Annotated in this window: 23 protein-coding genes; 15 read left to right on the forward strand and 8 right to left on the reverse strand. The window is 73.7% G+C overall.

From position 1 onward, the window contains the following. Nucleotides 1-7: 7 nt before the first annotated feature. The 3 genes from BLQ67_RS08165 (at nt 8) to BLQ67_RS08175 (ending at nt 3,123) form a co-directional block, all read left to right on the forward strand. Complete coding sequence (locus BLQ67_RS08165; RefSeq protein ID WP_092504081.1) at nt 8-796, forward strand: HpcH/HpaI aldolase family protein; 789 nt, start codon at nt 8-10, stop codon at nt 794-796. Continuing rightward, complete coding sequence (locus tag BLQ67_RS08170) at nt 793-1,761, forward strand: C-terminal binding protein (RefSeq protein WP_092504083.1); 969 nt, start codon at nt 793-795, stop codon at nt 1,759-1,761. Before BLQ67_RS08165 ends, BLQ67_RS08170 begins: the two co-directional genes overlap by 4 nt. Nucleotides 1,762-1,857: 96 nt before the next feature. After that, nucleotides 1,858-3,123 carry an alpha-hydroxy acid oxidase gene (locus BLQ67_RS08175; protein ID WP_092504085.1) on the forward strand — a complete coding sequence of 422 codons (1,266 nt, stop codon included), beginning with the start codon at nt 1,858-1,860 and terminating at the stop codon, nt 3,121-3,123. A gap of 59 nt (nt 3,124-3,182) precedes the next feature. Here BLQ67_RS08175 and BLQ67_RS08180 read toward each other — a convergent pair whose 3' ends face one another. Together BLQ67_RS08180 and BLQ67_RS08185 are read right to left on the reverse strand one after the other, a co-directional pair. After that, nucleotides 3,183-4,781, reverse strand: a complete 1,599-nt coding sequence (locus BLQ67_RS08180) for an ABC-F family ATP-binding cassette domain-containing protein (protein WP_092504087.1) — start codon at nt 4,779-4,781, stop codon at nt 3,183-3,185. 371 nt (nt 4,782-5,152) lie between these two features. Continuing rightward, nucleotides 5,153-5,599 carry a GNAT family N-acetyltransferase gene (locus BLQ67_RS08185; protein ID WP_231944997.1) on the reverse strand — a complete coding sequence of 149 codons (447 nt, stop codon included), beginning with the start codon at nt 5,597-5,599 and terminating at the stop codon, nt 5,153-5,155. An 88-nt stretch (nt 5,600-5,687) separates the two neighbouring features. Here BLQ67_RS08185 and BLQ67_RS08190 point away from each other — a divergent pair, with 88 nt between their 5' ends. The 7 genes from BLQ67_RS08190 (at nt 5,688) to BLQ67_RS08220 (ending at nt 11,916) form a co-directional block, all read left to right on the forward strand. After that, nucleotides 5,688-6,443 (forward strand): methyltransferase domain-containing protein, encoded by a 756-nt coding sequence (locus BLQ67_RS08190; protein ID WP_092504089.1) that lies wholly within the window; start codon nt 5,688-5,690, stop codon nt 6,441-6,443. 100 nt (nt 6,444-6,543) lie between these two features. Beyond that, entirely contained in the window at nt 6,544-7,683 is a 1,140-nt protein-coding gene (locus BLQ67_RS08195; protein ID WP_092504091.1) for an AI-2E family transporter, read from the forward strand. Nucleotides 7,684-8,093: 410 nt separating this feature from the next. After that, nucleotides 8,094-8,549: a hypothetical protein gene (locus BLQ67_RS08200; protein WP_157674731.1), complete on the forward strand. Its 456-nt coding sequence runs from the start codon at nt 8,094-8,096 to the stop codon at nt 8,547-8,549. Nucleotides 8,550-8,614: 65 nt separating this feature from the next. Next, on the forward strand, nt 8,615-9,232 hold the full coding sequence (locus tag BLQ67_RS08205; protein ID WP_092504095.1) for a hypothetical protein: 618 nt from the start codon (nt 8,615-8,617) through the stop codon (nt 9,230-9,232). A 119-nt stretch (nt 9,233-9,351) separates the two neighbouring features. After that, a complete protein-coding gene (locus BLQ67_RS08210) occupies nt 9,352-10,008 on the forward strand; it encodes a copper resistance CopC family protein (protein WP_092504096.1) in 657 nt (218 codons plus the stop codon). A 103-nt stretch (nt 10,009-10,111) separates the two neighbouring features. Then, nucleotides 10,112-10,672, forward strand: a complete 561-nt coding sequence (locus tag BLQ67_RS08215) for a copper chaperone PCu(A)C (protein WP_092504098.1) — start codon at nt 10,112-10,114, stop codon at nt 10,670-10,672. Then, nucleotides 10,672-11,916, forward strand: a complete 1,245-nt coding sequence (locus BLQ67_RS08220) for a Dyp-type peroxidase (protein WP_092504099.1) — start codon at nt 10,672-10,674, stop codon at nt 11,914-11,916. The genes BLQ67_RS08215 and BLQ67_RS08220 overlap by 1 nt, the downstream gene beginning before the upstream one ends. A gap of 193 nt (nt 11,917-12,109) precedes the next feature. Here BLQ67_RS08220 and BLQ67_RS08225 read toward each other — a convergent pair whose 3' ends face one another. Then, nucleotides 12,110-13,267 carry an acyl-CoA dehydrogenase family protein gene (locus BLQ67_RS08225; protein ID WP_092504101.1) on the reverse strand — a complete coding sequence of 386 codons (1,158 nt, stop codon included), beginning with the start codon at nt 13,265-13,267 and terminating at the stop codon, nt 12,110-12,112. Nucleotides 13,268-13,334: 67 nt separating this feature from the next. Further along, nucleotides 13,335-14,513: a CaiB/BaiF CoA transferase family protein gene (locus tag BLQ67_RS08230; protein ID WP_092504103.1), complete on the reverse strand. Its 1,179-nt coding sequence runs from the start codon at nt 14,511-14,513 to the stop codon at nt 13,335-13,337. 120 nt (nt 14,514-14,633) lie between these two features. Between BLQ67_RS08230 and BLQ67_RS08235 the strand changes: the two genes are divergently transcribed. The 3 genes from BLQ67_RS08235 to BLQ67_RS08245 all read left to right on the forward strand — a co-directional run bounded on the left by BLQ67_RS08235 (nt 14,634) and on the right by BLQ67_RS08245 (nt 19,522). Then, the gene (locus BLQ67_RS08235; RefSeq protein WP_092504105.1) at nt 14,634-16,001 is read left to right on the forward strand and encodes an aldehyde dehydrogenase family protein; all 1,368 of its coding nucleotides are present in this window, start codon (nt 14,634-14,636) and stop codon (nt 15,999-16,001) included. Nucleotides 16,002-16,289: 288 nt separating this feature from the next. Then, nucleotides 16,290-17,045 (forward strand): HAD family hydrolase, encoded by a 756-nt coding sequence (locus BLQ67_RS08240; RefSeq protein WP_092504107.1) that lies wholly within the window; start codon nt 16,290-16,292, stop codon nt 17,043-17,045. Beyond that, the gene (locus tag BLQ67_RS08245; RefSeq protein ID WP_092504109.1) at nt 17,042-19,522 is read left to right on the forward strand and encodes a glycoside hydrolase family 65 protein; all 2,481 of its coding nucleotides are present in this window, start codon (nt 17,042-17,044) and stop codon (nt 19,520-19,522) included. Before BLQ67_RS08240 ends, BLQ67_RS08245 begins: the two co-directional genes overlap by 4 nt. A gap of 57 nt (nt 19,523-19,579) precedes the next feature. On the opposite strand, the gene BLQ67_RS08250 is transcribed toward BLQ67_RS08245, so the two are convergent. Next, a complete protein-coding gene (locus tag BLQ67_RS08250) occupies nt 19,580-20,482 on the reverse strand; it encodes a phosphatase PAP2 family protein (RefSeq protein WP_092504111.1) in 903 nt (300 codons plus the stop codon). Between the two features lie 88 nt (nt 20,483-20,570). Beyond that, on the reverse strand, nt 20,571-21,617 hold the full coding sequence (locus BLQ67_RS08255; RefSeq protein WP_172802277.1) for a LacI family DNA-binding transcriptional regulator: 1,047 nt from the start codon (nt 21,615-21,617) through the stop codon (nt 20,571-20,573). A 68-nt stretch (nt 21,618-21,685) separates the two neighbouring features. Here BLQ67_RS08255 and BLQ67_RS16595 point away from each other — a divergent pair, with 68 nt between their 5' ends. After that, entirely contained in the window at nt 21,686-22,180 is a 495-nt protein-coding gene (locus BLQ67_RS16595) for a BP74-related protein (protein WP_172802278.1), read from the forward strand. Nucleotides 22,181-22,189: 9 nt separating this feature from the next. Here the strand turns inward: BLQ67_RS16595 and BLQ67_RS08265 are convergent, their stop codons facing one another. Beyond that, nucleotides 22,190-22,783 (reverse strand): DUF2510 domain-containing protein, encoded by a 594-nt coding sequence (locus tag BLQ67_RS08265; RefSeq protein ID WP_092504117.1) that lies wholly within the window; start codon nt 22,781-22,783, stop codon nt 22,190-22,192. 192 nt (nt 22,784-22,975) lie between these two features. Continuing rightward, the gene (locus tag BLQ67_RS08270; RefSeq protein WP_092504119.1) at nt 22,976-23,983 is read right to left on the reverse strand and encodes a LacI family DNA-binding transcriptional regulator; all 1,008 of its coding nucleotides are present in this window, start codon (nt 23,981-23,983) and stop codon (nt 22,976-22,978) included. A 222-nt stretch (nt 23,984-24,205) separates the two neighbouring features. On the opposite strand from BLQ67_RS08270, the gene BLQ67_RS08275 reads away from it, so the two are divergent. Further along, entirely contained in the window at nt 24,206-25,813 is a 1,608-nt protein-coding gene (locus BLQ67_RS08275; protein ID WP_092504121.1) for an ABC transporter substrate-binding protein, read from the forward strand. Nucleotides 25,814-25,819: the final 6 nt, after the last annotated feature.

The raw sequence follows: 25,819 nt of genomic DNA on the forward strand, positions 1-25,819 counted from the left end.
CATCACCATGCCATTCCACGGACTCCGCGACCGCGTGCGCGACGACGTCGTCGTCGCCACGTGCGCCATGATCCCCTCGCCCACCGTCATCGAGGCGCTCAGCGGCACCGGCTTCCACGCCGTGCTCATCGACGCCGAGCACTCGCCCATCGCCATCGACACCCTCGAGCACCTCGTGCGCGCCGCCGACGTCGCTCCGATCCCCGCGATCGTGCGCGTGCCGGAGGTCGGCTCGTACATCGCCCGAGCCCTCGACCTCGGCGCGGCCGGCCTCATCGTGCCGCGCATCGAGACGGTCGAGGAGGCGCGCGAGGTCGTCGATCGCGCTCGCTACGCCCCGGAGGGTCGCCGTGGCACCGGACCTGGTCGCGGCTCGGCCTACGGTGCCGCGATGGTCGACCACGTCGCCCGCGCGAACGGCGAGATCCTCGTCGGCATCCAGATCGAGACGGCCCTCGGCCTCGCGAACGCCGACGACATCCTCGCCGTGCCCGGCATCGACGTCGTCGTCATCGGGCCCTTCGACCTCGCGACCTCGCTCGGCGTCGCGATGGGGTCGCCCGAGCACCAGGCGGCGATCGGCACCATCCGCGACACCGCGAAGCGCCACGGCGTGGCCTACGGTGCCTTCACGATCGCCGACGCCGAGGTCGCCCCGTACCTCGCCGACGGCGCCACCCTGCTCATGGTCGGCGCCGACATCATGTCGGTCGTCGCCGGAGCCCGTGCATCGTGGGCGGGCGTCGAGCAGCAGCTCGCGACCCGCGGCGCTCGCGAGGAGGTGGCTGCACGATGAAGATCGTCGCCACCAACACGATGATCCCGCTGCGCGACGAGGTGCTCGCCGCATTCGGCCCCGACGTCGAGTTCGTCGAGATCGACGGCACGACCGAGGAGGGACTGCTCGCCGGCACGGCGGACGCGGACGCCTTGCTCGTGCTCGGCGAGCACATCACGCGCCCGGTCATCGAGCGGCTGACGCGCTGTCGCTCGATCGTGCGCTTCGGCATCGGGTACGACACGCTCGACGTCGAGGCCGCGACCGAGCACGGCATCTGGGTGTCGAACGTGCCCGACGCGAACTACCGCGAGGTCGCCGTGCACGCGATCGCGCTCGCCCTGGCGGTGCAGCGGCGATTGCCCGCGCTCGACGCCGGCATGCGCGCCGACGGATGGGCATCGTCGTTCGCACCCGGCGTGCACCGACCCGACGATCAGGTCTTCGGCCTCTGGGGCATCGGGCGCATCGGTCGTCGCGTCGCCGCCATGGCGAAGGCCATCGGGTACCGCGTCATCGCGCACGACCCCGTGCTCACGCCCGAGGTCGCCGACGAGCTGGGCGTCGAGCTCGTCGACCGCGACGCCCTGCTCGCCCGGTCGAACATCCTGTCGCTGCACGTGCCGCTGCTCGACTCGACGCGCAACATGCTCGACCGCGACGCCATCGCGGCGCTCCAGCTGGGCTCGATCGTCGTGAACGTGTCGCGCGGCGGGCTCATCGACGAGCACGCGCTCGCCGAGGCGCTCCAGTCGGGGCACCTCTTCGGCGCCGGCATCGACGCGTTCCTGCACGAGCCCACCGAGGCGGGCAACCCGCTGCTGGCCTGCGAGAACGCCATCCTCACGCCGCACGCAGCGCACTGGAGCGAGGAGTCGCTCGCCGAGACGAAGCGGAAGGTGGTCGAGGAGGCGGCCCGCATCCTGCGCGGCGAGCAGCCCCGCAGCGCCGTCAACCGCATCGAGCAGGACCGCGCGGCCTAGCCGCGCCCCGTGTCTGCGGCGCCGGGCCGACGCTCCCGGCGCCGCAGCGCATCCGCATCCACCGATCGCGTCGATGGCGACGCAGACGGAGCAGCCATGCCTCACCCTCGACTCGCTCGGCGCGTGCCGCGGCCCGCCGACCTCGCGCCGTTCCTGCGGATGCGGTCGGCCTCCGGCTCCCTCGCCGAGCGTCGCGTCGCGACCGCGCACACCATCGCCGACCTTCGGCGACTCGCACGCGTGCGCACGCCCGCCGGCCCCTTCCACTACGTCGACGGTGGCGCCGAGGAGGAGGTGAGCATGCGCCGCGCGCGGCAGGCGTTCGCCGACATCGTCTTCCATCCGGGCATCCTTCGCGACGTGCACGACGTCGACACGACGACGTCGGTGCTCGGCGGCACGAGCGCCCTGCCCTTCGGCTTCGGTCCCACGGGCGGCACACGCATGATGCACGCCGCCGGCGAGCAGGCCGTGGCCCGCGTCGCCGCGCGGACGGGCATCCCGTACGCGCTCTCCACGGTCGGCACGACCACGATCGCCGACTTCGCAGCAGCGTCCGGCTCGGGACGGCGCTGGTTCCAGATGTATCTGCTCGCCGACCGCGACCGGTCGCTCCACATGCTCGCCGAGGCCGAGCGGCGCGGCTTCGACGCGCTGATCGTCACGGTCGACGTGCCGACGGGCGGCAACCGACTCCGCGACCTGCGGTACGGCATGTCCTACCCGCCGCAGCTCACGCCGCGCACCTTCCTCGATGCGTCGTGGCGCGTCGGCTGGTGGTTCGACCTGCTCACGACCGAGCCCTACCGCTTCACCTACGAGGAGCAGGCCGATGCGGGCTCGGGCATCACGACGCTGACGGGGTTCTATGACGACCGCGTGACCTTCGACGACCTCGCCTGGATGCGCGAGGCGTGGTCGGGGCCGATCGTCATCAAGGGCATCCAGACCTTCGACGATGCCTCCCGTGCCGCCGACGCGGGCGCCGACGGCATCGTGCTCTCGAACCACGGCGGTCGTCAGCTCGATCGCACGGCGCCGCCGCTGCACCTGCTGCCCACGGTCGCAGCGCGGCACGGAGCGTCGATGGAGGTCATGCTCGACACCGGCGTGCGCACGGGTGCCGACGTCGTGGCCGCGATCGCAGCCGGCGCGTCCTTCGTGCTCGTGGGACGCGCCTACCTCTATGGGCTCATGGCCGGCGGCGAGGCGGGCGTCGAGCGAGCCGCTCACATCCTGCGCACCGAGGTCGAGCGCACGATGCGACTGCTCGGCGTGCGCTCGATCGCGGAGCTCGGTCCTGAGCACGTGACGCTGCTCACGCGCACGCAGCCCGTGGCCGTCGAGATCGTCGCGGAGTGACGCTGAGCGGATCGCCGAGGGAGGATCGCCCTCGGCGATCCGCTCAGCGTCACCTCGGGTCAGCCCACCGGGCGGTCGCGCAGCGTCCCCTCCTCCACGGTCCAGCGGCGCGTGACGCCGACGTCGGCGAGGAAGCGCTCGTCGTGGCTCACCACCACGAGCGCGCCCTCGAAGCCGGCGAGCGCCTCGACGAGGTGGCCGATGGCGTCGACGTCGAGGTCGTTCGTCGGCTCGTCGAGCAGCAGCAGTCGCGGTGCGGGATCCGCGAGCAGCAGCCGGGCGAGCGCCAGGCGCAGGCGCTCGCCGCCCGAGAGCCCCGCCGCGAGGCGGGCGCCGTCGTCGCCGCGGAACAGGAACCGGGCCAGCATCGCCCGCGCGGCGTGCGGCGTCGCATCCGGATTCGCCTGCCGCAGCACCTCGACGAGCGTCGCGGACGCGTCGACGTCGGTGCGCTGCGCGAGCACGCCGACCTCGGGGATGCGGTGCAGCACGGGCGCGACGGGCGCGCGATCGGGCGACGCCGGCCACGCCTGGATGGCGCGCAGCAGCGTCGTCTTGCCCGAGCCGTTGCGCCCCGCGAGCGCGATGCGCTCGGGGCCGCGCACGACGATGCGCCCGTCGGCGCCGCCGAGCTCGAGCACCGTCGTGCCATTCGGCACGCGCGTCTCGGGCATCGGCACGCGGATCGAGCGGTCGTCGCGCACCGACTCCTCGGCCGAGGCGATCGCGGCGAGCGCGGTCGCCTCGCGACTCTGATGCAGTCGCCTGCTGGCCGCGGTCGACGCCTCCGACTGGTTCTTCAGCGCGTTGACCATGATGCGCGGGATGCCGCCCGCCGCCTGCTTGCGGCGACCGGCCGCCTCCGCCTGCTGTCGCCGCTCGTGCGCCTCGATGCGGTCGGCGCGCTCGCGGCGGTGGTGCGCCTCCGCATCCTGCAGGCGCCTGCGGGCGGCGACTTGCTCGGCGGCGATCGCCTGCTCGTACGTCGACCACGGGCCGTCGAACGTGCGCAGCTCGCGCCCGTGGACCTCGGCGATGCGGTCGACGTGCTCGAGCAGCGCACGGTCGTGGCTCGCGACGACGAGCGTGCCCGGCCAGTCGCGGATCGCCGCGACGAGGTCGGCGCGCGCGTCGGCGTCGAGGTTGTTCGACGGCTCGTCGAGCAGCGCGATCGGCGCTCCCGACAGGCGGATGCCGGCGAGGCCGACGCGGATCGCCTCGCCGCCCGACAGGCTGCGCATCGGGCGGTCGAGCAGCGACTCGTCACCCTCGACGCCGGCCGCGGCGAGCGCGGCGAGCGCCTCGGCATCCACGCCCCAGCGGTCGCCGACGGCGTCGAAGCGAGCGGGGTCGACGTCGCCGCGCTCGATCGCGGCGATGGCCGCGCGCACGGTGGCGATGCCGAGCGCATCCGCGACGGAGCCGGGATGCGACGGCAGCGACTGCGGCAGCGTTGCCGCCGCGCCGGAGCGGGTGATGGTGCCGATCGTGGGATCGAGGTCGCCGGCGATGAGCCGGAGCAGCGTCGTCTTGCCGGTGCCGTTGCGGCCGACGAGGCCGGTGGCGCCTGGGCCGAACGTGCCGGAGACGTCGTCGAGCGCGACGGTGCCGTCAGGCCAGACGACGGAGACGTGGGTGAGCTGGATGGTCGAAGACACGGTGTCCTCCTGGGCGCGGGATGGCGCGCTGAGGACCGATGCGGTGCGTGGGCCGCTCTCAGCGCGCGATGGTCGCGGCGCGGAGGATCTCCGTCATGCTCTCGTCTTCGTCTCGTGCTGCGTCCGCGCTCTCACCGCGGACCGATCGGGTGGCGACGATACCCGTTGGGCGCGGTCGGCGCCAGGGTGCGGGCGCGCCGACTGGTCACGTTCGGCAGATGACTGGTCGCAGTTGCACCACGCTGGTCGCAATCTCGGTGCAATGGTGACCAGTCCCCGTGCATCTCTGACCAGTCGGGGTGCAACTGTGACCAGTCACCGCCATGAGTGACCAGTCGGGTGCAGGCGGATGCGCGCGACGGGCGCGCCGGTCAGGTGAGCAGCGACATGCCCGTGCGGGCGGGGGCGACGTCCTCGAAGCCGTGCGCCTCGTAGAGGCGGCGGCCGGGAGGGTCGGCCGTGAGCGTCACGTAGGCGCCGGGCTCGGCGCGCTCGCGGATCTCGGCGAGCAGCGACCGCAGCACGGCCTTGCCGATGCCGCGTCCCTGGTGCTCGGGCAGCGTCGCCATGTCGGCGACGAGGAAGTACCAGCCGCCGTCGCCGATCACACGGCCCATCGCCACGGCCTCGCCTGCGCCGCCATCCGCATCCGCGTCGAGTCGGATCGTGCGCCACGTCCACGTGCCCGCGATCGCACCTTCGGCCTGGCCCTCGCTCTTCGGCGACAGCCCCGACACGGCGCGGAGCCGCCGGTACTCGTCGACGGTGGGCGGCTCGAGCAGCATGCGGTAGCCGGGGGCGAGGGATGCGTCGGTCACGCCGCCACGGTAGCGGCGACCGCTGACGGCCCGCCCGCCGGGCGTGCGTCACGTCGACGCGGCGAGGCACCCCTGCGACACTCGGTGCATGCGACCGTACGACGAGCTCGTCGCCGAGGCGCTCGCCGCCGACGTCGACGGCTGGGGCTTCGGCTTCCTCGACGGCCGGGCGACCGAGGAGCGACCGCCGTGGGGCTACGCGCGCCTGCTCGCCGACGAGCTCGGCCGCGTCGACTCGGCGCTCGACCTCGACACCGGCGGGGGCGAGGTCGTCGACGAGGCGGCAGTGCTGCCGCGCCGCATGTCGGCGACCGAGGGATGGGCTCCCAACCTCGCACGCGCTCGCGACCGGCTCGGGCCGCGCGGCGTCGAGGTGGTGCACGCCGAGCCCGGCCGCCCCCTGCCGTTCGCCGACGCATCCTTCGCGCTCGTCTCGTCGCGGCATCCCGTCGCACCCGACTGGGCCGAGATCCGCCGCGTGCTCGAGCCGGGTGGCACCTACCTCGGCCAGCACGTCGGTCGCGAGTCCGCGTTCGAGCTCATCGAGCGCTTCGTCACGCCCACGCCCGCGCAGCGTGCAGGCCGTGATCCGCATCGCGAGGCCGACGATGCTCGTGCCGCAGGCCTCGAGGTCGGCGACCTGCTCACCGCTCGGCTGCGCATGACGTTCACCGACGTCGGCGCCGTCGTGTGGATCCTGCGGAAGTGCGTCTGGTGGGTGCCCGGCTTCGACGTCGTGCGCGACGGCGCGGCGCTGCGCGCCATCGACGCCGACCTGCGCTCCGGCCGCACGCTCGTCGCGCACTCGACCCGGCATCTCGTGCGCGCGACCCGGCCTGCCTGACCGCCTACCGCATCCCGCCGCATCCGCGCCAGCGCCGCGATCCTGCGCCGCGGCCACAGGCGCCACGGCTAGCGTGGACGCATTCCACGAGGGGGATGCGATGGGTCTGTTCAGCCGAGCACCGCAGGGTCCGGTCGAGGTCGTGCCGCGCGCCGCGCGTGCGCCGTGGTCGCTCTGGGGCGACTCGTTCGGCCGACTCGCGACGCGGGCGCTGCAGCTCATCCTCGTGGTGATCGTCGTCGCCGGTCTCGTGTTCGCGATGACGCAGCTGACGCTCGTGATCATCCCGGTGATCCTCGCGCTCATCCTCGCGTCGGCGTTCGCGCCCGCGATGGGCTGGCTGCGGCGCAAGGGCGTGCCGTCGATCGTCGCGACCATCCTCGCCCTGCTCGCGATCGTCGTCGTGCTCGGCGGCGTCGTCACGCTGATCGTCAACGCGGTGCGCAACCAGTTCGGCGAGCTGCGCGACCAGGCCGTCGCCGGCTTCGACCAGGTCGTCGACTGGGTCTCGACGCTGCCGTTCGCGCCGACCGAGGAGCAGATCACCGAGTTCCGCGACACCGTCATCGACTTCGTCACGAGCGCCCAGTTCGGCTCGGGCGCGCTCGCGGGCGTGAGCGCCGCCGCGAACTTCCTCACGGGCCTCGTGCTCATGATCGTCGTGCTGTTCTTCTTCCTGAAGGACGGCCCGCGCATCTGGGAGTTCCTGCTGCGCCCCTTCGAGGGTCAGTCGTACGCGCGTGCGCAGCGCATCGGCGACAAGACGGTCGGCACGCTCGGCGGCTACGTGCGCGGCACGGCGACCGTGGCCGCGGTCGACGCCATCGGCATCGGCCTCGCGCTCGCGATCCTGCAGGTGCCGCTCGCGCTGCCGCTCGCGGTGCTCGTGTTCCTGCTCGCGTTCATCCCGCTCGTCGGCGCGACGCTCGCGGGCGCGCTCGCCACGCTCGTCGCGCTCGTCGCCAACGACCTCGTCACGGCGCTCATCGTGCTCGGTGCCGTCATCCTCGTGAACCAGCTCGAGGGCAACTTCCTGCAGCCGGTCGTCATGGGTCGCTCGCTGAAGCTGCATGCGCTCGTCATCCTCATCGCCCTCACCGTGGGCACGGTGCTCGGCGGCATCGTCGGCGCGGTGCTCTCGGTGCCGATCGCCGCCGTCGCGTGGGGCATCATCCAGGTCTGGGACGGCCCGGACACCCCGGCGCGCATGTTCCGGCAGAAGCGGCCAGAGGTCGCCTGAGGCGTCGTACGCGGTGGCGCTCGCAGCCGCCCGGATGCTTCCCCACAGGTGGCGCAGAGGCAGACGGCGGGCATCCAGATGGTTCGGTCCGCGAACCATCCGGCGCGCGACCGCATGATGCATGCGCACCGGCACGTGTCAACGGCTGGTGCCTGTCGGTGGCTCGCGATTGGCTATGGATCGGCGCCAGCGCTGCACTCGTCGACACCGTCCGAGCCGCGGTCGCCGGTCGCCGGCACGACGCATCGCATCGGTCCGATGCGCGTGCGAGAGGGAGGGGATGCGAGATGACGATGACGGCTCCTGAGCGAGGTCCGATCCATCGCGCCGACCCCGACGCCGCCCTTCTGCTCCAGCAGGTTCGACTCTCGACCCATCGACTGCTCGGCGCGACGATGCGACTGGGCGACGTGGAGCTGCTGCACCCCGCCGCGAGCGGCCTCGGCACCCGTCGTCACGTCATCGCGCGCCTCGTGCGGCACGCGCGCCGCATCATGGCCGCACCCGACGACCCGACGCGCGGCCTCGCGAGCGACTCGCTGCTCAAGGCTCCCGCGGCCGAGCTCATCGATGCGCTCTCGACGACGCTCGCCATGGTCGTGCGCCGGCTCGACGACCAGCCGAGCGCGCGCATCCCCGCCGACGACGGCGACGAGCTGTGCGCCCGCGACCACCTCGCGTGGCTCGAGCTCACGCACGTCGACCTCGGCGTCGGCTTCGAGATGCACGACATCCCCGAGGCGGCGCTGCCCGCGATCGCAGCGCACCTCGAGCGGTGGACGACGCCGGACGCGACCGCGACGGTCGCCGGCAACAGCCCGTTCGCCCTGCTCTTCGCACGCGACGTGCAGCCCCCGCGCCGCTGACGCTCGTCGACCGCCGCCTGCCCCGAGGTGGCTGTCGACGTGTCGCGCCGTGGGATGATCGGAGCATGGCGAGACGGCAGGCACGCGCGCTGCGCGGCGTCGTCGTCGCATCCCTCGCCACCTTCGCCGCGCTGCTCTCGCACGTGAGCGCGGGCGGCGCGATGCCCGGCCCCGTCGGCATCGTCGTGCCGCTGACGCTCGCGATCTTCGCGAGCGTGCTGCTGTCGGGCGCCGTCCACTCGCTGTGGCGGCTCGTGCCGTCGGTCGCCGCGAGCCAGCTGCTGTTCCACGCGCTGTTCGTGCTCGGCACGCCCACGGCATCTCTCGGCGTCTCCGGCCACGCGCACCACGCGAGCGACGCCGACCTGTCGGCTGCGCTCGCCGCCTCGTCGGGCGGCGCCGCCATGACGCACGCGATGCACGCCGACGCCACGATGTGGCTGCACCACGCGATCGCCGCCGCCGCGACCATCGCGCTCATCGCCCGCGGCGAGCGCGCCCTCGCACGCCTCGCGGCGTTCGCGTTCTTCGTGCTGCGACGCCTCGTCGTGGTCCTCGTGCCCGTGCGGCCCACCGCGCCCGTCGCCCTCGCGGCCACGTGGGCGGCGCCGCGCGCCTGGTCGCTCTCGCGCCGGCAGGCGCCCTCCCTCCTCCGCGGACCTCCGGCGGCGCTCGCCTCGTAGCGCTGCAGGGTCGACCACGCGTCGACCCCGGAGCCGACCGCGTTCGCGGCCGGCCCGCCCTCGCTGCGTCGTGCCGCCACGCGGTCGACGCTCCGTGTCCCACAGGAGGAGACACCACCATGCGTGCACGCACGCGCGACGCTCGACGTCGCACCATCCACCCCGCCCTCGCGGCCGCCATCGGCGCCGCGCTCGCGATCGCCGCACCCCTCGCGGGCGCGACGACCGCATCCGCCCACTCCGCGCTCGTCTCGAGCGACCCCGCCCCCGGTGCGGCGCTCGAGGCGCCACCGACGCAGGTCACGCTCACGTTCAACGAGGACGTGCTCGAGATGGGTGCCGCCGTGTTCATCGTGGATGCGGCGGGCGTCGACCACGCGGGCGAGCCCGTGGTCGCCGGCCCCGTCGTGACCGTGCCGATCGAGGGCACGCTGCCCGGCGGTGCCATCGAGGCGCGCTGGCGCGTCGTCTCGGCCGACGGCCACCCGATCAGCGACGTGCTGCCGTTCACGGTCGCGGGGGAGGCGCCGGCGTCCGCCGCGCCGACCGAGAGCGCCGTGCCGGTCGCGGAGCCGGAGGCGACGTCCGACGCGGATGCGGATGCCGAGGCCGAGGCTGCCGCAGAGGCCGAGCTCGCCGAGCAGGGCGTGCCCCGCACGCTGCTCGTCGGCGTCGCCGGCGCGGCCGCGGCGCTCGTCGTCGCGGCGATCGTGCTCGGCGTGCGGCGGTCGCGGCGCGCGGCGTCCGCGGCGCCCGCGGCGTCCGACCAGGGCTGACGCACTCCCCGGCCCCCCCGGGCCCACCGCCGCCGCGCGCTCGCGCCACGGCCATCCACGCATCCCGCGGTCGATCGACCGCGCACGCAGAGAAGGAACCACCATGCGAACCATCGCACCGCGCCGCGCAGGCGCCCTGTCCATCGCCCTCGCCGCCGCCCTCGCGCTCGTGGGCTGCAGCGCATCCGAGCCCGCCGCATCCGAGGCGCCCGCCACCATGGCCGAGTCGGTCGTCGCCAGCGACGTCTGGATCAAGGCCGCCGACGACGGCATGACCGCCGCGTTCGGCACGCTGACGAACGAGGGCGACACCGCCGTGCGCGTCGTCGCCGTGTCGTCGGAGGCCGCCACCGCCATGGAGCTGCACGAGACCGTCGAGGACGACTCGGGTCAGATGATCATGCGCGAGGTCGACGGCTTCGACGTCGAGCCCGGCGGATCCCTCGCGCTCGAGCCCGGCGGCAACCACCTCATGGTCATGGGCCTCACCGGCCCGATCGTCGCGGGCGACGACGTGGTCGTGACCCTCACCTTCGACGACGGCTCGACGCTCGACCTCACGGCGACCGCGCGCGACTACTCGGGCGCGAACGAGTCGTACGAGGGCGACGACATGGGCGACATGGACCACGGCGACGGCGACATGTCGGGCATGGAGCACTGATGCGGCGCCGCGATCGGGCCGGGGCCGACGCCCCGGCCGACGACGCGCGGCGCGGCCTGAGCCGGCGACAGCTCCTCCTCGGAGGGGCCGTCGCCGGCGCGGGCGCCGCCGCCGCGATCGGGGCGGATGCGGTGGCGCGCGTCGCGACCGCCGCTCCGGCCGCGCCCGCCGAGCTGCTGCACGGCGACGCCGTCGTGCCGTTCCACGGCGCGCACCAGGCTGCGTTCACGATCCCGCCGCAGGCGCACGCGACGATGGTCGCGCTCGACCTGCTGCCCGAGACCGACGCCGAGGGGCTGCGGCGGCTGCTGCGCATCCTCTCCGACGACGCGTCACGGCTCACGCAGGGCGAGGCGGCGCTCGCCGACTCCGAGCCCGAGCTCGCGCTCGTGCCCGCGCGGCTCACGGCGACGATCGGGCTCGGGCCTGCGGCCGTCGCGCTCGCGGGCGCCGCGGTGCCGACGTGGCTCGCGCCGCTGCCGGCGTTCGCGATCGACGCGCTCGAGGATGCGTGGTCGGGCGGCGACCTGCTGCTGGAGGTCGCGGGCGACGACCCGCTCACGGTCGCGCACGCGCAGCGGATGCTGCTCAAGGGCACGCGGTCGTTCGCGCGCATCCGCTGGGTGCAGTCGGGCTTCCGCCGCAGTCACGGCGCCGAGGCGCAGGGCACGACGATGCGCAACCTGTTCGGGCAGGTCGACGGCACCGTGAACCCGCAGCCGGGCGACGCGGACTTCGATGGCCTCGTGTTCATCCGCGACGGATGGCTCGCGGGCGGCACGTCGCTCGTGGTGCGACGCATCCGCATGGACCTCGACACGTGGGATCGGCTCGACCGGCCGGGCCGCGAGCAGTCGGTCGGTCGCACGCTCGCCAACGGGGCTCCGCTCACCGGCACGCGCGAGCACGACGAGCCCGACTTCGCCGCGCTCACCCCCATCGGGTTCCCCGTCATCCCCGAGTTCTCGCACATGCGGCGGGCGCGCAGCGACGACCCGTCGCAGCGCTTCCACCGCCGCGCGTTCAACTACGACGAGCGGCCCGCCGGGGCGAGCGTGTCGGAGTCGGGAATGCTGTTCACCGCCGCGCAGGCCGACCCGCTCGCGCAGTTCGTGCCCATCCAGCAGCGCCTGTCGGACCTCGACCTGCTCAACGAGTGGACGACGCCCATCGGGTCGGCGGTCTTCGCGATCCCGCCCGGTTGCGAGGAGGGCGGCTTCGTGGGGGAGACGCTGTTCGGGTAGGCCCACCCGCTCCCCATCAGCTGGTCGAGGAGCGCGCGAGCCGCCAGGCGAGCCCGCGTCACGAGACCACGCGACCGCGGCTCCTGCTCGGCCACGCGCGTGGTCGCGCCGAGCGGGCACGTCACGTGGTCTCGTGACGGCTCCTCGCCTGCGGCTCGGGGCCTCCTCGACCAGCTGGTGAGGGTTGTCTCGGCTAGCCGCGGAAGGCGGCCTGCCCCGTCAGCGCCTGCCCGATCACCAGCGTGTGCACCTCATCCGTGCCCTCGTACGTGCGCACGCTCTCGAGGTTCGCCGCGTGGCGCATGGGCGAGAGGTCGAGCGTGATGCCGTTGCCGCCGAGGATCGCGCGCGCCTCGCGGGCGATGCGGATGGCGGCGCGGCACGACGCGAGCTTGCCCATCGAGATCTGGTGCGGCTCGAGCGTGCCCGCATCCTTGCGGCGCCCGAGGTGCAGGGCGAGCAGCTGGCACTGCTGCAGCTCGAGGGCCATCTCGGCGAGGCGGGCCTGCGTCAGCTGCATGCCCGACAGCGGGCGGCCGAAGACCTGCCGCTCGCCCGCGTAGGCGAGCGCGACCTCGAGCGAGTCGCGCGCGGCGCCGAGCGCACCCCACGCGATGCCGAAGCGCGCCTCGTTCAGGCACTCGAACGGTGCGCGGAGCCCGCGGGCGTTCGGCAGGCGCATCCGCTCGGGCACGCGCACGCCGTCGAGGGCGATGTCGCACTGGATGCTGGCGCGCATCGACAGCTTCTGCGCGATGGGCGTCGCGGTGAAGCCGGCGCTCGCGGTGTCGACGAGGAAGCCGCGGATGCCGTCGTCGGTCTGCGCCCAGATCACGGCGACGTCGGCGATCGATGCGAGGCCGATCCAGCGCTTGGCGCCGTCGAGGATCCAGTCGTCGCCGTCGCGGCGCGCGAACGTCTGCATGGCGCCGGGGTCGCTGCCCGCGTTCGGCTCGGTGAGGCCGAAGCAGCCGATCGCCTCGCCGCGCGCCATGCGCGGCAGCCACTCGGCCTGCTGCTCGGCGCTGCCGTGCTTCGCGATCGCGCTCATCGCGAGCGAGCCCTGCACCGACACGAACGTGCGGATGCCGCTGTCGCCCGCCTCGAGCTCCTGCATGGCGATGCCGTACTCGACGGCCGAGCGGCCCGCGCATCCGTGCCCGTGCAGGTGCATGCCGAGCAGCCCCTCGGCGGCGAGCGCCGGCACGATCTCGGTGGGAAAGCGCGCGGCGTCGAACCAGTCGGCGATGTGCGGGCGGATCTCGCGGTCGACGAGTGCGCGCACGCGAGCGCGCGTGGCGCGCTCCTCGTCGCTGAGCAGGGCCTCGATGTCGAGCAGGTCGGTGGTCACGGTGCTCCAGTCGTCGGATCGTGTGGAGGATTTCGGCCACTCTTGATGTGAGAAGTGGCCGAGAACCTCAATTGCTTGAGAGCCAGGCGCGCAGCTCGGCGTCGTGCTGGCCGAGCAGGGGTGGCGGGATGGGGGAGGTGCGGGCGTCGCCGTCGATGCGGATGGGCGACGCGAGCGTCGTGCCGCGGCCGGCGGCGCCGTGCAGCTCGCGCGTGGGGTCGAGGCCGACCTCGCGGGCGAGCGCGAGCCCCTCGGAGACGGTGCGCACGCGCCCGGCGACGAGGCCGGCGGCGAGCATCCGCTGCTCCCACTCGGCGCCCGGCGCGGCGGCGAGCGCCCGCTCGAGCAGCGGCACGAGCTCGGCACGGTGCGCGACGCGCTCGGTGTTCGTCGCGAAGCGCGCTTCCGTCGCGAGGTCGGGCACGCCGAGCACGGCGCTCAGCCTCGCGAACTGCGCGTCGTTGACCGCCGCGACCGCGAGCGGCCCATCGGCGGCCTCGAGCAGCTGGTACGGCGCGATCGACGGATGCCCGCTGCCTGCCCGCATGGGCTCGGCAACGGGTGCGGTGGGGGTCGACTCGTGCGTCGGCGCCCCGAGCACCGCCTGCAGCTGGTTCACGAGCGCGGCCTGCGCGCTCGACAGCAGCGCCACCTCGACGACGCCGCCGACGCCCGTGCGCTCGCGCCGCAGGAGCGCGGCGAGGATGCCGGCGACCGCATCCTTCGCGGTGAGCACGTCGACGAGCGCGACGCCGGCCTTCGTGGGCGGCCCGTCGGCCTCGCCGGTGATGTGCATGAGCCCGCTCATCGCCTGCATGACGAAGTCGTAGCCGGGCCGCTCGGCGCCGCCCGGCGCGGTGCCGTAGCCGCTGATCGAGCACCACACGAGGCGCGGATGCGCGGCGAGCAGCGCGTCGCGGTCGAGGCCGAGCCGCGCGGTCGTGCCGGGCTTGAAGTTCTCGACCACGACGTCGGCACGGGCGACGAGCTCGGCGGCGAGCGCCTGGTCGGCGGGGTCGGCGAGGTCGAGCTGCATCGACTCCTTGCCGCGATTCGCGCTGTCGAAGTACGTCGACCCCGTCGCCGAGCGCGGCGGCGCCCACGCGCGGGTGTCGTCGCCGGCGCCCGTGCGCTCGACCTTCACGACGCGCGCGCCGAGATCGGCGAGCGTCTGCCCCACGAGCGGACCCGCGAGCACGCGCGAGAGGTCGGCGACGAGCATGCCCGCCAGCGGTGCCTCGGTCATGCCACTCCTTCGTCGACCTCTGGAAGCCCAGCATGCCGGATCGTTCCGTCACCAGGCAATGCCCGGGTATCGTGCCAGGCACGGCGCCGCCCACGACCGCGGCGCGAGAGGAGCGCGAGCATGGCCTACCGATCCGTCGACCCCGCCACCGGCGAGGTGCTCGCCGACCACGCCGAGGCCACCGAGGCCGAGATCGAGGCTGCCGTCGCAGCGGCGGCCGAGCGCCACGCATCCATGCCCCCGCTCGACGAGCGCATCGCCGCCATGCGGTCGATCGCCGCCGCGTTCCGCGACCAGGAGGTCGAGCTCGCGACGACGATCGCGCGCGAGATGGGCAAGCCGCTGCCGCAGGGCATCGGCGAGGTGCGGCTCGTCGCGTCGATCTGGGACTGGTACGCCGACCGCCCCGAGCTGCTCGCCGACCGCGACCTGCACACCGACTGGCGCGGCCGCGCCGCCCGCGTCGAGCTGCGCCCCACGGGCCCGATCGTCGGCGTCATGCCGTGGAACTTCCCGTACTACCAGGTGGCCCGCCTCGCGGCGCCGAACCTGCTGCTCGGCAACCCCGTCATCATCAAGCACGCGGGCTCGTGCACGGGGGCGGCGCTCGCGATGCAGGCGATGGCGGATGCGTCGGGCCTGCCCGCCGGCGCGTACCAGACGGTGCTCGCGTCGAACGCGCAGATCGCGACGATGATCGCCGACCCGCGCATCCAGGGCGTCTCGCTCACCGGCTCGGAGCGGGCCGGTGCTGCCGTGGCGGAGGTCGCGGGTCGCTCGCTCACGCGCTGCGTGCTCGAGCTCGGCGGGTCCGACCCGTTCATCGTGCTGTCGACGCACGACCTCGACGCCCTCGTCGAGACGGCGATCGCGGCCCGCACGCGCAACTGCGGGCAGGCGTGCACCTCGGCGAAGCGGTTCATCGTGCACGAGTCGCTGCACGACGCGTTCGTCGAGCGCCTCGCCGCAGGCATGCGCGCGCTGCGCATCGGCTCGCCGCTCGACGACGGCGTCGACCTCGGCCCCATGTCGAGCGAGGCCGCGGCCGCCGACCTCGTGACGCAGGTCGCCTCGGCGGTCGCCGAGGGCGCGACGCTCGTGACCGGCGGCATCCGCATCCCGGGCGCCGGCGCGTTCGTCGAGCCCGGCATCCTCACGGGCGTCACGCCCGCGATGCGCGTGTGGCACGAGGAGCTGTTCGGCCCCGTCGCGATGGTCGTGCCGGTGGCGGATGCCGAGGAGGCCGTGCGCGTGGCGAACGACTCGCCGTTCGGGCTGGGCGCGAACGTGTTCGACGACGCCGACCCCGCGCGTGCGGAGTGGGTCGCCGAGCGGCTCGAGGCGGGCATGGTGTCGATCGGCGCGTTCGGCGTCTCGCGCCCCGAGCTGCCGTTCGGCGGCGTGAAGCGCTCGGGCTTCGGCCGCGAGCTCGGCCCCGACGCCGTGCTGGAGTTCGCGAACCGGCGGCTGGTGACGCAGCCCGCGTGACGTCGAAGCGGCCTCTCGCCAGGAGGAGGGGTCACGTGTTGCCACGTTGCGCGGCGTGTCGCGGCAGCAGGTGACCCCTCTTCGCACGGACGTGACCACTCAGCGGCAGGAAGTGACCCATCGGTGGGGTGCGGCGGCAATCCGCGAGGGTGGCGCGCGACGCATGCACAGATGGCGCCAGGATGCGGGGCGCGCGGGCGCTGCGGTAGCGTCGCTCGCGAGCGCGGCAGGGGAAGAACCGGGTCGCCATGCAAGGAACGACACCGGCTCCGAGAGGTCGCAGCACGCATGATCCACGGCTCCCGCGACGCGAGCGCGCTCGCTGACGCACGCGCCATCCTGTTCGACCTCGACGGCGTGCTCACGCCGACGGCCGAGGTGCACATGCGCGCGTGGGCGAGGCTCTTCGGCCCGGTGCTCGAGGCGCACGACAAGCAGCCGTACACCGACGACGACTACTTCGCCCACATCGACGGCAAGCCCCGCTACGACGGCGTGCGCAGCATGCTCGCCGCCCGCGGCATCGAGCTGCCAGAGGGTGCGCCGAGCGACAGCGCCGACGCCGACACGGTGCACGGGCTCGGCAACCGCAAGGACGTGGCGTTCAACGCCGAGATCGACGAGCACGGCGTGCAGCCGTACCCGGGCTCGCTCGCGTTCCTCGACGCCGCCGAGGCCGCCGGCCTCGCCGTCGCCGTCGTCACGAGCAGCCGCAACGGCCAGCGCGTGCTCGCCGCCGCCGGGCTCCGCGACCGCTTCGAGGTCGTCGTCGACGGCATCCACGCCGCCGCGCACGGCCTCGCGGGCAAGCCGTCGCCCGCCACCTACGTCGAAGGCGCCCAGCTGCTCGGCCTGACCCCCGCCGACTGCGTCGTCGTGGAGGACGCCCACTCGGGCGTCGCCGCCGGCCACGCGGGCGGCTTCCTGCTCACGGTCGGCGTCGACCGCGGCGCAGGCGCGGACTCCCTGCTCGCGCACGGCGCCGACCTCGTGGTCGACGACCTCGCCGAGCTCATCGACTCGCTCCCCGGAGGTGCCGCATGAGGCGCGACGCAGCTGACCCGCTCGACCGGCAGCGGTTCCCCATCGACGAGTGGGCGCTCGTCGAGACCGAGCTCGACGCCCGAGGCCAGGGCACTGCCGAGACGCTCTTCGCCGTCGGCAACGGCTACCTCGGCCTGCGCGGCAACGTCGACGAGGCGCGCCACGGCCACGTGTTCGGCACGTACGTGAACGGCTTCCACGAGACGTGGCCCATCCGGCACGCCGAGGAGGCGTTCGGCTTCGCACGCGTCGGCCAGACGATCATCGACGCGCCCGACGCGAAGATCATCCGCCTCTACGTCGACGACGAGCCGTTCGTGCTCGCCGACGCCGACCTCACGGCGTACTCGCGTCGTCTCGACTTCCAGCGCGGCGTGCTCGAGCGCGAGTGCGAGTGGCGCATGCCCAGCGGCAAGCGCATCCACATCCGCACCTCGCGGCTCGTGTCGTTCACCGAGCGACACCTCGCGCTGCTCGAGTACGAGGTGACGCCGCTCGACGACGCGTCGATCATCATCTCCAGCCAGCTCATGAACCGGCAGGACCTGCGCGACGACCTGCACGCGAAGCCCGAGCAGGAGGGGTTCGACCCCCGCAAGGCGGAGATCGTCGAGGGCCGCGTGCTCGAGCCGAAGGCGCAGCACGACCGCGAGCCCCGGGCGATCCTCGGCTACCGCGCCGTCAACTCGGGCATGACGATCGCCGTGGGCATCGAGCACGCCATCGAGTCCGTCGACGAGGTCTCGTGCGTCAGCCACGTCGAGGAGGACCTCGCGAAGCACGTCTTCCGCATCGAGGCGAAGGCGGGCAACCGCATCCGCCTCACGAAGTGGGCGAGCTACCACACGGCCCGGCACGTGCCCGTGCGCGAGCTCGTCGACCGCACGAAGCGCACGCTCGACCGCGCGAAGCGCCTCGGCGTGGATGCCGTCAAGACGGCCCAGCGCGAGTGGCTCGACGAGTTCTGGGCCCGCTCCGACGTCGAGGTCGAGGGCCAGGCGGCCGTGCAGCAGGCGGTGCGCTGGAACCTCTTCGCGCTCGCGCAGGCATCCGCCCGCACCGACGGCGGCGGCATCGCCGCGAAGGGCGTCTCGGGATCGGGCTACGGCGGCCACTACTTCTGGGACACCGAGGTGTACGTGATGCCCTTCCTCACGTACACCTCGCCCGGCGTCGCCCGCAACGCGCTGCGCTTCCGCGAGGGCATGCTCGACGCAGCCCGCGATCGCGCGGCCGAGATGAACCAGCTCGGCGCCCTGTACCCGTGGCGCACGATCAACGGCCAGGAGTCGAGCGCCTACTACGCGGCGTCGACGGCGCAGTACCACATCGATGCCGACATCGTGCATGCGCTCATGCAGTACGTCGAGGCCACGGGCGACGCCGAGCTGCTCGCGCGCGGCGCGATCGACATCCTCGTCGAGACGGCCCGCATGTGGGAGGACCTCGGGTTCTGGCGCACGAACGGCAGCCCCGTGTTCCACATCCATGGCGTCACGGGCCCCGACGAGTACACGACCGTCGTGAACGACAACCTGTACACGAACGTCATGGCACGGGCGAACCTGCGCGCGGCGGCCCGCGCGGTCGAGCGGCTGCGCGAGGAGGACCCGGCGGCGCACGAGCGCATGGTCTCGCGCGTCGGCGTGACGCCGCAGGAGGTCGCGGAGTGGATCCGCGTCGCCGACGGCATGCACATCCCGTTCGACGACGAGCTGCGCGTGCACCCGCAGGATGCGCAGTTCCTCGAGCGCGAGGTGTGGGACCTGGCGAACACCCCGGCCGAGCACCGCCCGCTGCTGCTGCACTTCCACCCGCTGGTGATCTACCGCTTCCAGGTGCTGAAGCAGGCCGATGTCGTGCTGGCGCTGCTGCTGCAGGGGCAGCACTTCACGCCCGAGGAGAAGCGCCGCGACTTCGAGTACTACGACGCGCTGACGACGGGCGACTCGACGCTGTCGGCCGTCGTGCAGTCGATCATCGCCGCCGAGGTCGGCTACCGCGAGCTCGCGCTCGAGTACCACCTCGACGCGCTGTACGTCGACCTGGCGAATCTGCACGGCAACACCCCCGACGGCGTGCACGTGGCGTCGACGGGCGGCATCTGGCTCGCGTACGCGGCCGGCTTCGGCGGCATGCGCGACCACGACGGCGAGATCTCGTTCGACCCGCGCCTGCCAGAGGGCTGGGATGGCGTGACGTTCCGCATGACGCTGCGCGGCACCCGCATCCGCGTGCGCGTGCAGCAGGATGCGCTGACCGTGACGGTCGAGGACGGGTCGGATGCGGTCGTCTGGGTGCGCGGTGAGCGCGTGCACGCGCGCGCCGGCTCGCCCGTGACGGTCGAGCTCGACGGCCAGGGGCCGCTCGTCGACGAGGACGCCCCGTCGACCGACGACCTCGAGGGCTTCCGCCGCGCCGACGGCACGCTCATCACGGCGTCGCTGCCGACCTTCGCGCACGACGACGGCAGCTGACGAGTTGAGGGTCTCGGCCCGATGTGACCTCACATCGGGCCGATAACCTCAACGCTGTCAGCGGAGGTGCCGGGCGCCAGGGTCGACGGCGCGGGGCCGGCGCAGCAGCCACGACAGCGTCGCGACCGCCACGAGCACGGCGGCGACGAGCCCTGCGGAGGCGGCGAGCAGCAGCCGCTGACCCGTGGCGTCGCCCGACGCGAGCATCGCCGCGATGCCGGCGACGAGCCCGGCGACGATCGCGCCGCCGACGAGCGCGAGCTCGACGATGCGATGCGGCGCGCGTCGCATGGGCGGCGCCGGCGGCCGCCACAGCGTGCCGACCGCGGTGAGGCACACGACGAGCAGCAGCGAGCCGACGACGTCGCTCGGCCGATGCCAGCCGTCGTGCACGAGCCGCACGGCGACGAGCGACAGCACGACGGATGCGACGGGCGCGGCCACGAGGCGCAGCGCGGCCGGCAGCACGACGAGCAGCCCGGCGGCGACGCCCGCGAACGCGATCATGTGGCCGCTCGGGAACGAGTTGCCCTGCTCGGCCAGGAGCGTCGGGCGGGAGAGCACGAGGTGCTTGAGCAGCTGGCCGACGCCGGTGCTGGCGGCGACGATGCCGACGGCGACGATCGCGAGGTCGCCGCGGCGCCGCACGAGGCCGACGACCACGAGGCCAGCGCAGGCGGCGGCGAGGCTCGTGACGCCGACGACGCCCAGCAGCGACGAGTCGGTCGCGAACGTCGACGCGTCGAGCACGGCGCCTTCGGCGAGACGGCCGTGCTCGGTCCACACCGCGACGGCGAAGACGACGCCGAACGCGACGGCTGCGAGTGCTGCGACGGCGATGCGCTCCACGCGGGCGCTCGCGCGGGGCAGCGCGGGCAGCGGGATGCCCCACCACCGCGTCGCGCGCGCTCGCTCGGCGACCACCTGCACCATCCCGTCCTGCTCGGCCACGAAGACCATCGGGCAGGCTAGCGCGTGCCGCGCCGGCCTCCGTCGTCGTTCGACGCGGGTCGCGTCGGGAGATGGCTTCGCGCGGCGCGCTCGCGCGTCAGCCCCGCGACGCCGACGCCGGCACGCGCATCCCCGAGCAGCACGCGAGCGCTCGCGGGGCCGCGGTCGAGTCGCGCACCACGAGGTGCGTGGGATGCCGCGGTGCGCCGTCGCCGATCGCGGGGGCGTCGTCGTCGAGGGCCGCGACGGCCAGCCTCGCCATCTCCTCGATCGGCAGGTGCACCGTCGTGAGCGCCGGCGCCGCGAAGCGCGCCTCGTAGGTGTCGTCGAACCCGACGACCGACACGTCCTCGGGCACGCGCAGGCCCGCATCCCGCAGCGCCCGCATCGCGCCGACCGCGATCATGTCGGAGGCGCACAGCACCGCCGTCGGCACCTCGAGAGCGAGGATGCGACGCATGCCCTCGTCGCCCGCCGTGCGCGAGAAGGGCACGAGCTCGCACGGACCGGGCTCGACGCCGCGCTCGCGATGCGACGCCTCCCACGCGCCGAGGCGCGCGTGGAAGCCGTCGCGCCCGCCCAGGTAGGCGATGCGGGCGTGGCCGAGGTCGACGAGGTGCCGCATCGCCGCGTCGGCGCCGCTGCGCATGTCGGCGCGCACGACGGCGGCGCCCGGCACGCCCGCGCCGGCGGACAGCTGCACGACGCGCGCCTGCAGGCGGCCCGCCTCCTGCTCGTCGTCGCCGAGCAGCGCCGTCGTCACGATGATGCCGCGCACGTGGCGGTCGTCGAGCGCGCGCATGAGCGGCAGCGTGCGAGACGAGTCTCCGAGCGTGCTCATGACGATGACGCCGAGGCCGCGCGCGTCGGCCTCCTCCTGCACCGTCGCGGCGATGCTCGAGTAGTACGGGTTCGTGATGTCGTGCACCACGAGCCCGAGCATCGTGCTGCGGCCCGTCGTGAGCGCACGCGCAGCGGCGTTCGGCGTGTAGCCGAGCTCGGCGATCGCGGCGCGCACGCGCTCGGCGGTCTCGGGCGCGACGGGGCGCGAGCCGTTGAGCGTGAAGCTCACGACGGCGGGGCTCACGCCGGCGAGGCGCGCGACGTCGGCTCGGGTGGCGCGGCGCGACGATTCGGGCGTCATGTCTCCATCCTGACCGAGCGTCGAGCAGAGCCTGTACGACAGGTGTCGGATCGTGGAACGATCGCCGCATGCGCCGAGCCCTCGGAATCCTCGTCCTGCCGCTGATCCTCGGGGTCTGCGCGTGCACGCCCGGTGCGCTCGGGCCCGATCCCTCCGGCGCGCCGGTGCCGTCGGCGGATCCGTCGGCGGGGCCGTCGGATGGTCCGACCGTCGAACCATCCGACGCCCCCGACGAGCTCGAGCCGCCCGTCGTCGCGACGTTCGACGTGGGCGACGAGTCGTTCCGCGTCGAGCTCGCGACGCCCGAGCTCGTCGAGCAGGCCGAGGCGGTGCTCGCGGGCACGTCGGGCTCCACGATCCCGAACGGCATCGTCGTGCGCGACGACCCGAGCGTCAACGAGCCCTGGTCGTGGCACATCGACCCGGCGACGTTCGAGTTCGCGTTCCAGACGACCGAGGTGTGCGACGGCATCCCCTCGTTCGTCGAGGACGAGACCGTGACGAGCCCGTACTTCTGCCCGTGGTCGGCGCGACTCGTGTCGCTGGAGCCGCTCGAGGGCTGACGCGTCGGGCTAGGCGGACCCGGGGTCGCGCTTGCCGAGGAGGCGGTCCTTGGCGTCCTGGAACTCCTGGTCCGTGATGGCTCGCGAGTACAGCAGCTTCTGGAGGTTCTGCAGCGCGGTCGCGGTCTCGGGGTTCGAGATCGCCGCGATCTGCGCGGCCTCCGCCTCGCTGCTGTGGACGTTGATCGTCGTCGAGTGGTGCACGCCGGGGTTCTGCGCCGCGGCCATCGCGCGCTGATGCTCGGCCTCGGACGCGAGTCGAGCGTCCACCCGCTCTGCCGCGAGGCGCGTCTCGACGCTCTTCGTGGTGGGTCCGGCGCCGCGCAGGAGGTAGACGCCGAAGGCGAGGAGGGCGATGCCGACGACGGCGGTGGTCAGCGGCGAGGCGGACTGCGAGGAGGCAGCGCCCGTGAACGAGCTGAGCACGGCGGCTCCGCCGAAGATCGTCAGCCCGATGCCCCATCCCTTGTGCGCGGCTTGGGCGGCGAAGGTCTTCCTCGGGGGTCGCGTGTCGCCGGACCAGCGTCGACCATCCCAGTACCTCGTGCCCGCGTCACCGGCGTTCGGGTACCAGCCTGGCGCGGTGTTCGAGGGCGCGGACATGGGGCCTCCTTCGACGTGACGTCGAGTCTCGACGGTCGAGGTTCATCTTGACCTGTCGCGACCGCGGAGGCCGCGTCCGACGCGCCGGGTCGCGGTCGAGCTGGGCCGCGCACGAGATGCGCGTGAGCGGGGGCTCGGCTGGAATGCGCCCTCGCGGGGTCGCTCCCGCCCATCTCGTGCGGAGCGCGAGGGTCAGCCGGCCGCGCCGAGCGTGCTCGCGCGGTAGCGCACCGCGATCGGCAGCGGCACCTCGGCGTCGCCGGCGGCGTCGCCGCGCACGATGTCGAGCAGCAGGCGGATGCATGCCGCCCCCGCGGCGCGCGGCGTGAGGTCGATCGCCGTGACGGGCGGGTCGGTGTAGACGTACGCGGGGTTGTCGACGAGCGCGGCCACGAGCACGTCGTCGCCGACCTCGCGGCCGAGGTCCTGCAGCACGTCGACGACGACGATCGCCGAGCCGTCGGGGCCGCAGAGGAAGGCGTCGACCTCGGGCCGAGCGACGAGCAGCTCGCGCGCGGCGGCCGCGTACGCGCCCGACTCCGAGCCGAAGGGACGCTCGACCATCGCCGGCTCGACGCCGCGCTCGTCGCACCACGCGCGGTAGGCGGCCTGCACGCGCCCGCCCCAGTCGGTGACGGCGGGGGAGGCGAGCAGTGCCGGCATCGTGGCGCCGCGATCGGCGAGGTGGTCGAGCAGCTCGCGCACCGCGGCCTCGTGGTCGGCGGAGACGACGCCCACCGAGCGCGAGGCAGGGGAGCCCTCGAGCGTCACGATCGGCTGGTCGAGGGCGAGGAGGCGCTCGGCGACGGGGTCGTCGGCGAGCGGGTCGAGCAGGATGACGCCGTCGACGGCAGGCGGGGCCTGGCCGCCCGCGAGGCGCCGCGACGTGATGAGCGTGACGTCGACCTCGTCGGCCGCGGCCTGCTCGAGCGCCCCGTAGACGGTCTGCAGGTAGTACTCGATGCGCGTCATCGCCTCGGGCAGGTGGATGCCGAGCGTGCCGGTGGTCGCGGCGCGCAGCGAGCGCGCTGCCGAGTTCGGCCGGTAGCCGAGCGTCGCGGCGGCGGCCTCGACGGCGACGCGCGTCTCCTGCGAGACGCGCCCGTGGCCGCGCAGGGCGTCGGATGCCGTGGTGCGCGAGACGCCGGCGGCGCGGGCGACGTCGACGATCGTCGCGGCGCGGCTGGCTCGGGCGGGCATGCCCCGTGTCTACCACAGGCGCGTCCCCCGGAATCGCTGGGGCCGGATCGATCCGTCATGCGGTGTTACGAGTGCGTGACGAAACGGGCCGGATGTGCGTCCGACGCTTGACCGCGGCGGACCCCGAGCGTAGATTCCCGGCAATGCCGGAACGATCCGGCATCCGGCACGAGGCATCCAGCACCCCGCCTTCGCGTCGGCCCCACCGACCGGGAGGCTCCCGTGCGCACCACCTCCACCGCAGCCGTCGCGGCCGCCGCCATCGCGGCGCTCGCGCTCGCAGGATGCTCGGGCGGCTCGACGCCGACCGCGTCCCAGGCCGACGTGCCCGACGGCTACGTCGCCTTCGCCGACGACTCGATCGACAGCGCGGGCGGCAGCCTGCAGGTGCAGGTCGACTACGACACCGCCGAGGCGCAGGGCCTCGACCCTGCCTACGCCGAGGTCGCCCGCTCGTGGTCGATCATGGGGCTCGTGTACGAGTCGCTCGTGACGGTCGGCCCCGGCTTCGAGATCCAGCCCGAGCTCGCCTCCGAGTGGGAGCAGCCCGACGCCACGACCTACGTCTTCACCATCCAGCCCGACGCGACGTTCTCGAACGGCCGCGCCGTGACGGCCGCCGACGTCGTCGGCTCGCTGCAGCGCCTCGTCGACTCCGGCTCCGTGTGGTCGGGCCAGCTCGGCCCCGTCGCGTCGATCGAGGACACGAGCGGCGACGCGCAGCAGGTCACCGTGACGCTCGAGACGCCGTACACGCCCTTCCTCGCCGCGCTCGCGAACACGCCCGCGGCGATCCTGCCCATGGAGGAGCTGACGGCCGGCACGTTCGACCCCGTGACCGAGATGCTCGGCACCGGCGCCTTCACGGTCGCCGAGCACCGGCAGGACGAGTCGTGGACGTTCGACGCGAACCCCGGCTGGTGGGATGCGGATGCGCTCGGCATCGACACGCTCGAGCTCGTGATCGCGGGCGACGAGCAGACGCGTCTCGCCGGCCTGCGCGACGGGTCGACGCAGCTCGCGAACTTCTCGAACCCCGACGCGCTGCAGCTGCTGCAGTCGGCGTCGAACGTCACGGCCGTGAGCCAGACGCAGAGCGACTTCTTCTACGCGATGCTCAACTCGGTGAACCCCGACTCGCCGTTCGCGGACCCCGAGGTGCGCCAGACGGTCAACGCGCTCATCGACCGCCAGGCGCTCGTCGACGTGGCCCTCGCCGGCGCCGCCGAGCCGACGGCCGTCACGCCGGCGAACCTGCCCGACGCGTGCACGCCCGACTCCGTGCCGTCCGCATCCGCCGAGGTGGATGCGGATGCGCTCGCAGGCGTCGAGGCCAGCATCCTCATCTACAACTCCGACCCGGCGCTCGCGGCGATCGCGCAGCTCATGCAGCAGCAGCTCGAGGCGGCCGGTGCCGAGATCGAGCTCGAGTCGGTCGACGACGGCACGTTCGGCGAGCGCGTGTACGTGTCGCAGCCCGGCGACTTCGACATCGCGCTCAGCTGGTTCGCGGGCTACGGCGACGCGTCGATCGTGACGAGCTGGTGGAACCCCGAGACGGCGTTCTTCAACGTCGGCTTCACGCAGTCGCACGACGACCTCTCGGAGGCCATCGTCGCCGCGCAGCAGCTGGAGCCGGGCGCCGAGCGCGCCGAGGCGCTGCAGACGGTGTGCGACCTCGCCGACGAGTACGCCGAGATGCTGCCGCTCGCCACGCGCCCGCAGGTGATCGGGTTCGCGAGCGACCAGCTGTCGCCGTCGATCCTGGCCGACGAGGGCTACGGCGACTTCCTGCGCCTCATCGCCGACTTCCGCACGATCGGAGGCTGACGATGC

Origin of the sequence: Agrococcus jejuensis (genome assembly GCF_900099705.1) — a bacterium.
Classification (GTDB): domain Bacteria; phylum Actinomycetota; class Actinomycetes; order Actinomycetales; family Microbacteriaceae; genus Agrococcus; species Agrococcus jejuensis.

Coding starts and splice junctions, on each gene's coding strand:
- BLQ67_RS08165 (WP_092504081.1), top strand. CDS start 8: ATGCCATTCCACGGACTCCGCGACCGCGTGCGCGACGACGTCGTCGTC.
- BLQ67_RS08170 (WP_092504083.1), top strand. CDS start 793: ATGAAGATCGTCGCCACCAACACGATGATCCCGCTGCGCGACGAGGTG.
- BLQ67_RS08175 (WP_092504085.1), top strand. CDS start 1,858: ATGCCTCACCCTCGACTCGCTCGGCGCGTGCCGCGGCCCGCCGACCTC.
- BLQ67_RS08190 (WP_092504089.1), top strand. CDS start 5,688: ATGCGACCGTACGACGAGCTCGTCGCCGAGGCGCTCGCCGCCGACGTC.
- BLQ67_RS08195 (WP_092504091.1), top strand. CDS start 6,544: ATGGGTCTGTTCAGCCGAGCACCGCAGGGTCCGGTCGAGGTCGTGCCG.
- BLQ67_RS08205 (WP_092504095.1), top strand. CDS start 8,615: ATGGCGAGACGGCAGGCACGCGCGCTGCGCGGCGTCGTCGTCGCATCC.
- BLQ67_RS08210 (WP_092504096.1), top strand. CDS start 9,352: ATGCGTGCACGCACGCGCGACGCTCGACGTCGCACCATCCACCCCGCC.
- BLQ67_RS08215 (WP_092504098.1), top strand. CDS start 10,112: ATGCGAACCATCGCACCGCGCCGCGCAGGCGCCCTGTCCATCGCCCTC.
- BLQ67_RS08220 (WP_092504099.1), top strand. CDS start 10,672: ATGCGGCGCCGCGATCGGGCCGGGGCCGACGCCCCGGCCGACGACGCG.
- BLQ67_RS08230 (WP_092504103.1), bottom strand. CDS start 14,513: ATGACCGAGGCACCGCTGGCGGGCATGCTCGTCGCCGACCTCTCGCGC.
- BLQ67_RS08235 (WP_092504105.1), top strand. CDS start 14,634: ATGGCCTACCGATCCGTCGACCCCGCCACCGGCGAGGTGCTCGCCGAC.
- BLQ67_RS08240 (WP_092504107.1), top strand. CDS start 16,290: ATGATCCACGGCTCCCGCGACGCGAGCGCGCTCGCTGACGCACGCGCC.
- BLQ67_RS08245 (WP_092504109.1), top strand. CDS start 17,042: ATGAGGCGCGACGCAGCTGACCCGCTCGACCGGCAGCGGTTCCCCATC.
- BLQ67_RS08250 (WP_092504111.1), bottom strand. CDS start 20,482: ATGGTCTTCGTGGCCGAGCAGGACGGGATGGTGCAGGTGGTCGCCGAG.
- BLQ67_RS08255 (WP_172802277.1), bottom strand. CDS start 21,617: ATGACGCCCGAATCGTCGCGCCGCGCCACCCGAGCCGACGTCGCGCGC.
- BLQ67_RS16595 (WP_172802278.1), top strand. CDS start 21,686: ATGCGCCGAGCCCTCGGAATCCTCGTCCTGCCGCTGATCCTCGGGGTC.
- BLQ67_RS08265 (WP_092504117.1), bottom strand. CDS start 22,783: ATGTCCGCGCCCTCGAACACCGCGCCAGGCTGGTACCCGAACGCCGGT.
- BLQ67_RS08270 (WP_092504119.1), bottom strand. CDS start 23,983: ATGCCCGCCCGAGCCAGCCGCGCCGCGACGATCGTCGACGTCGCCCGC.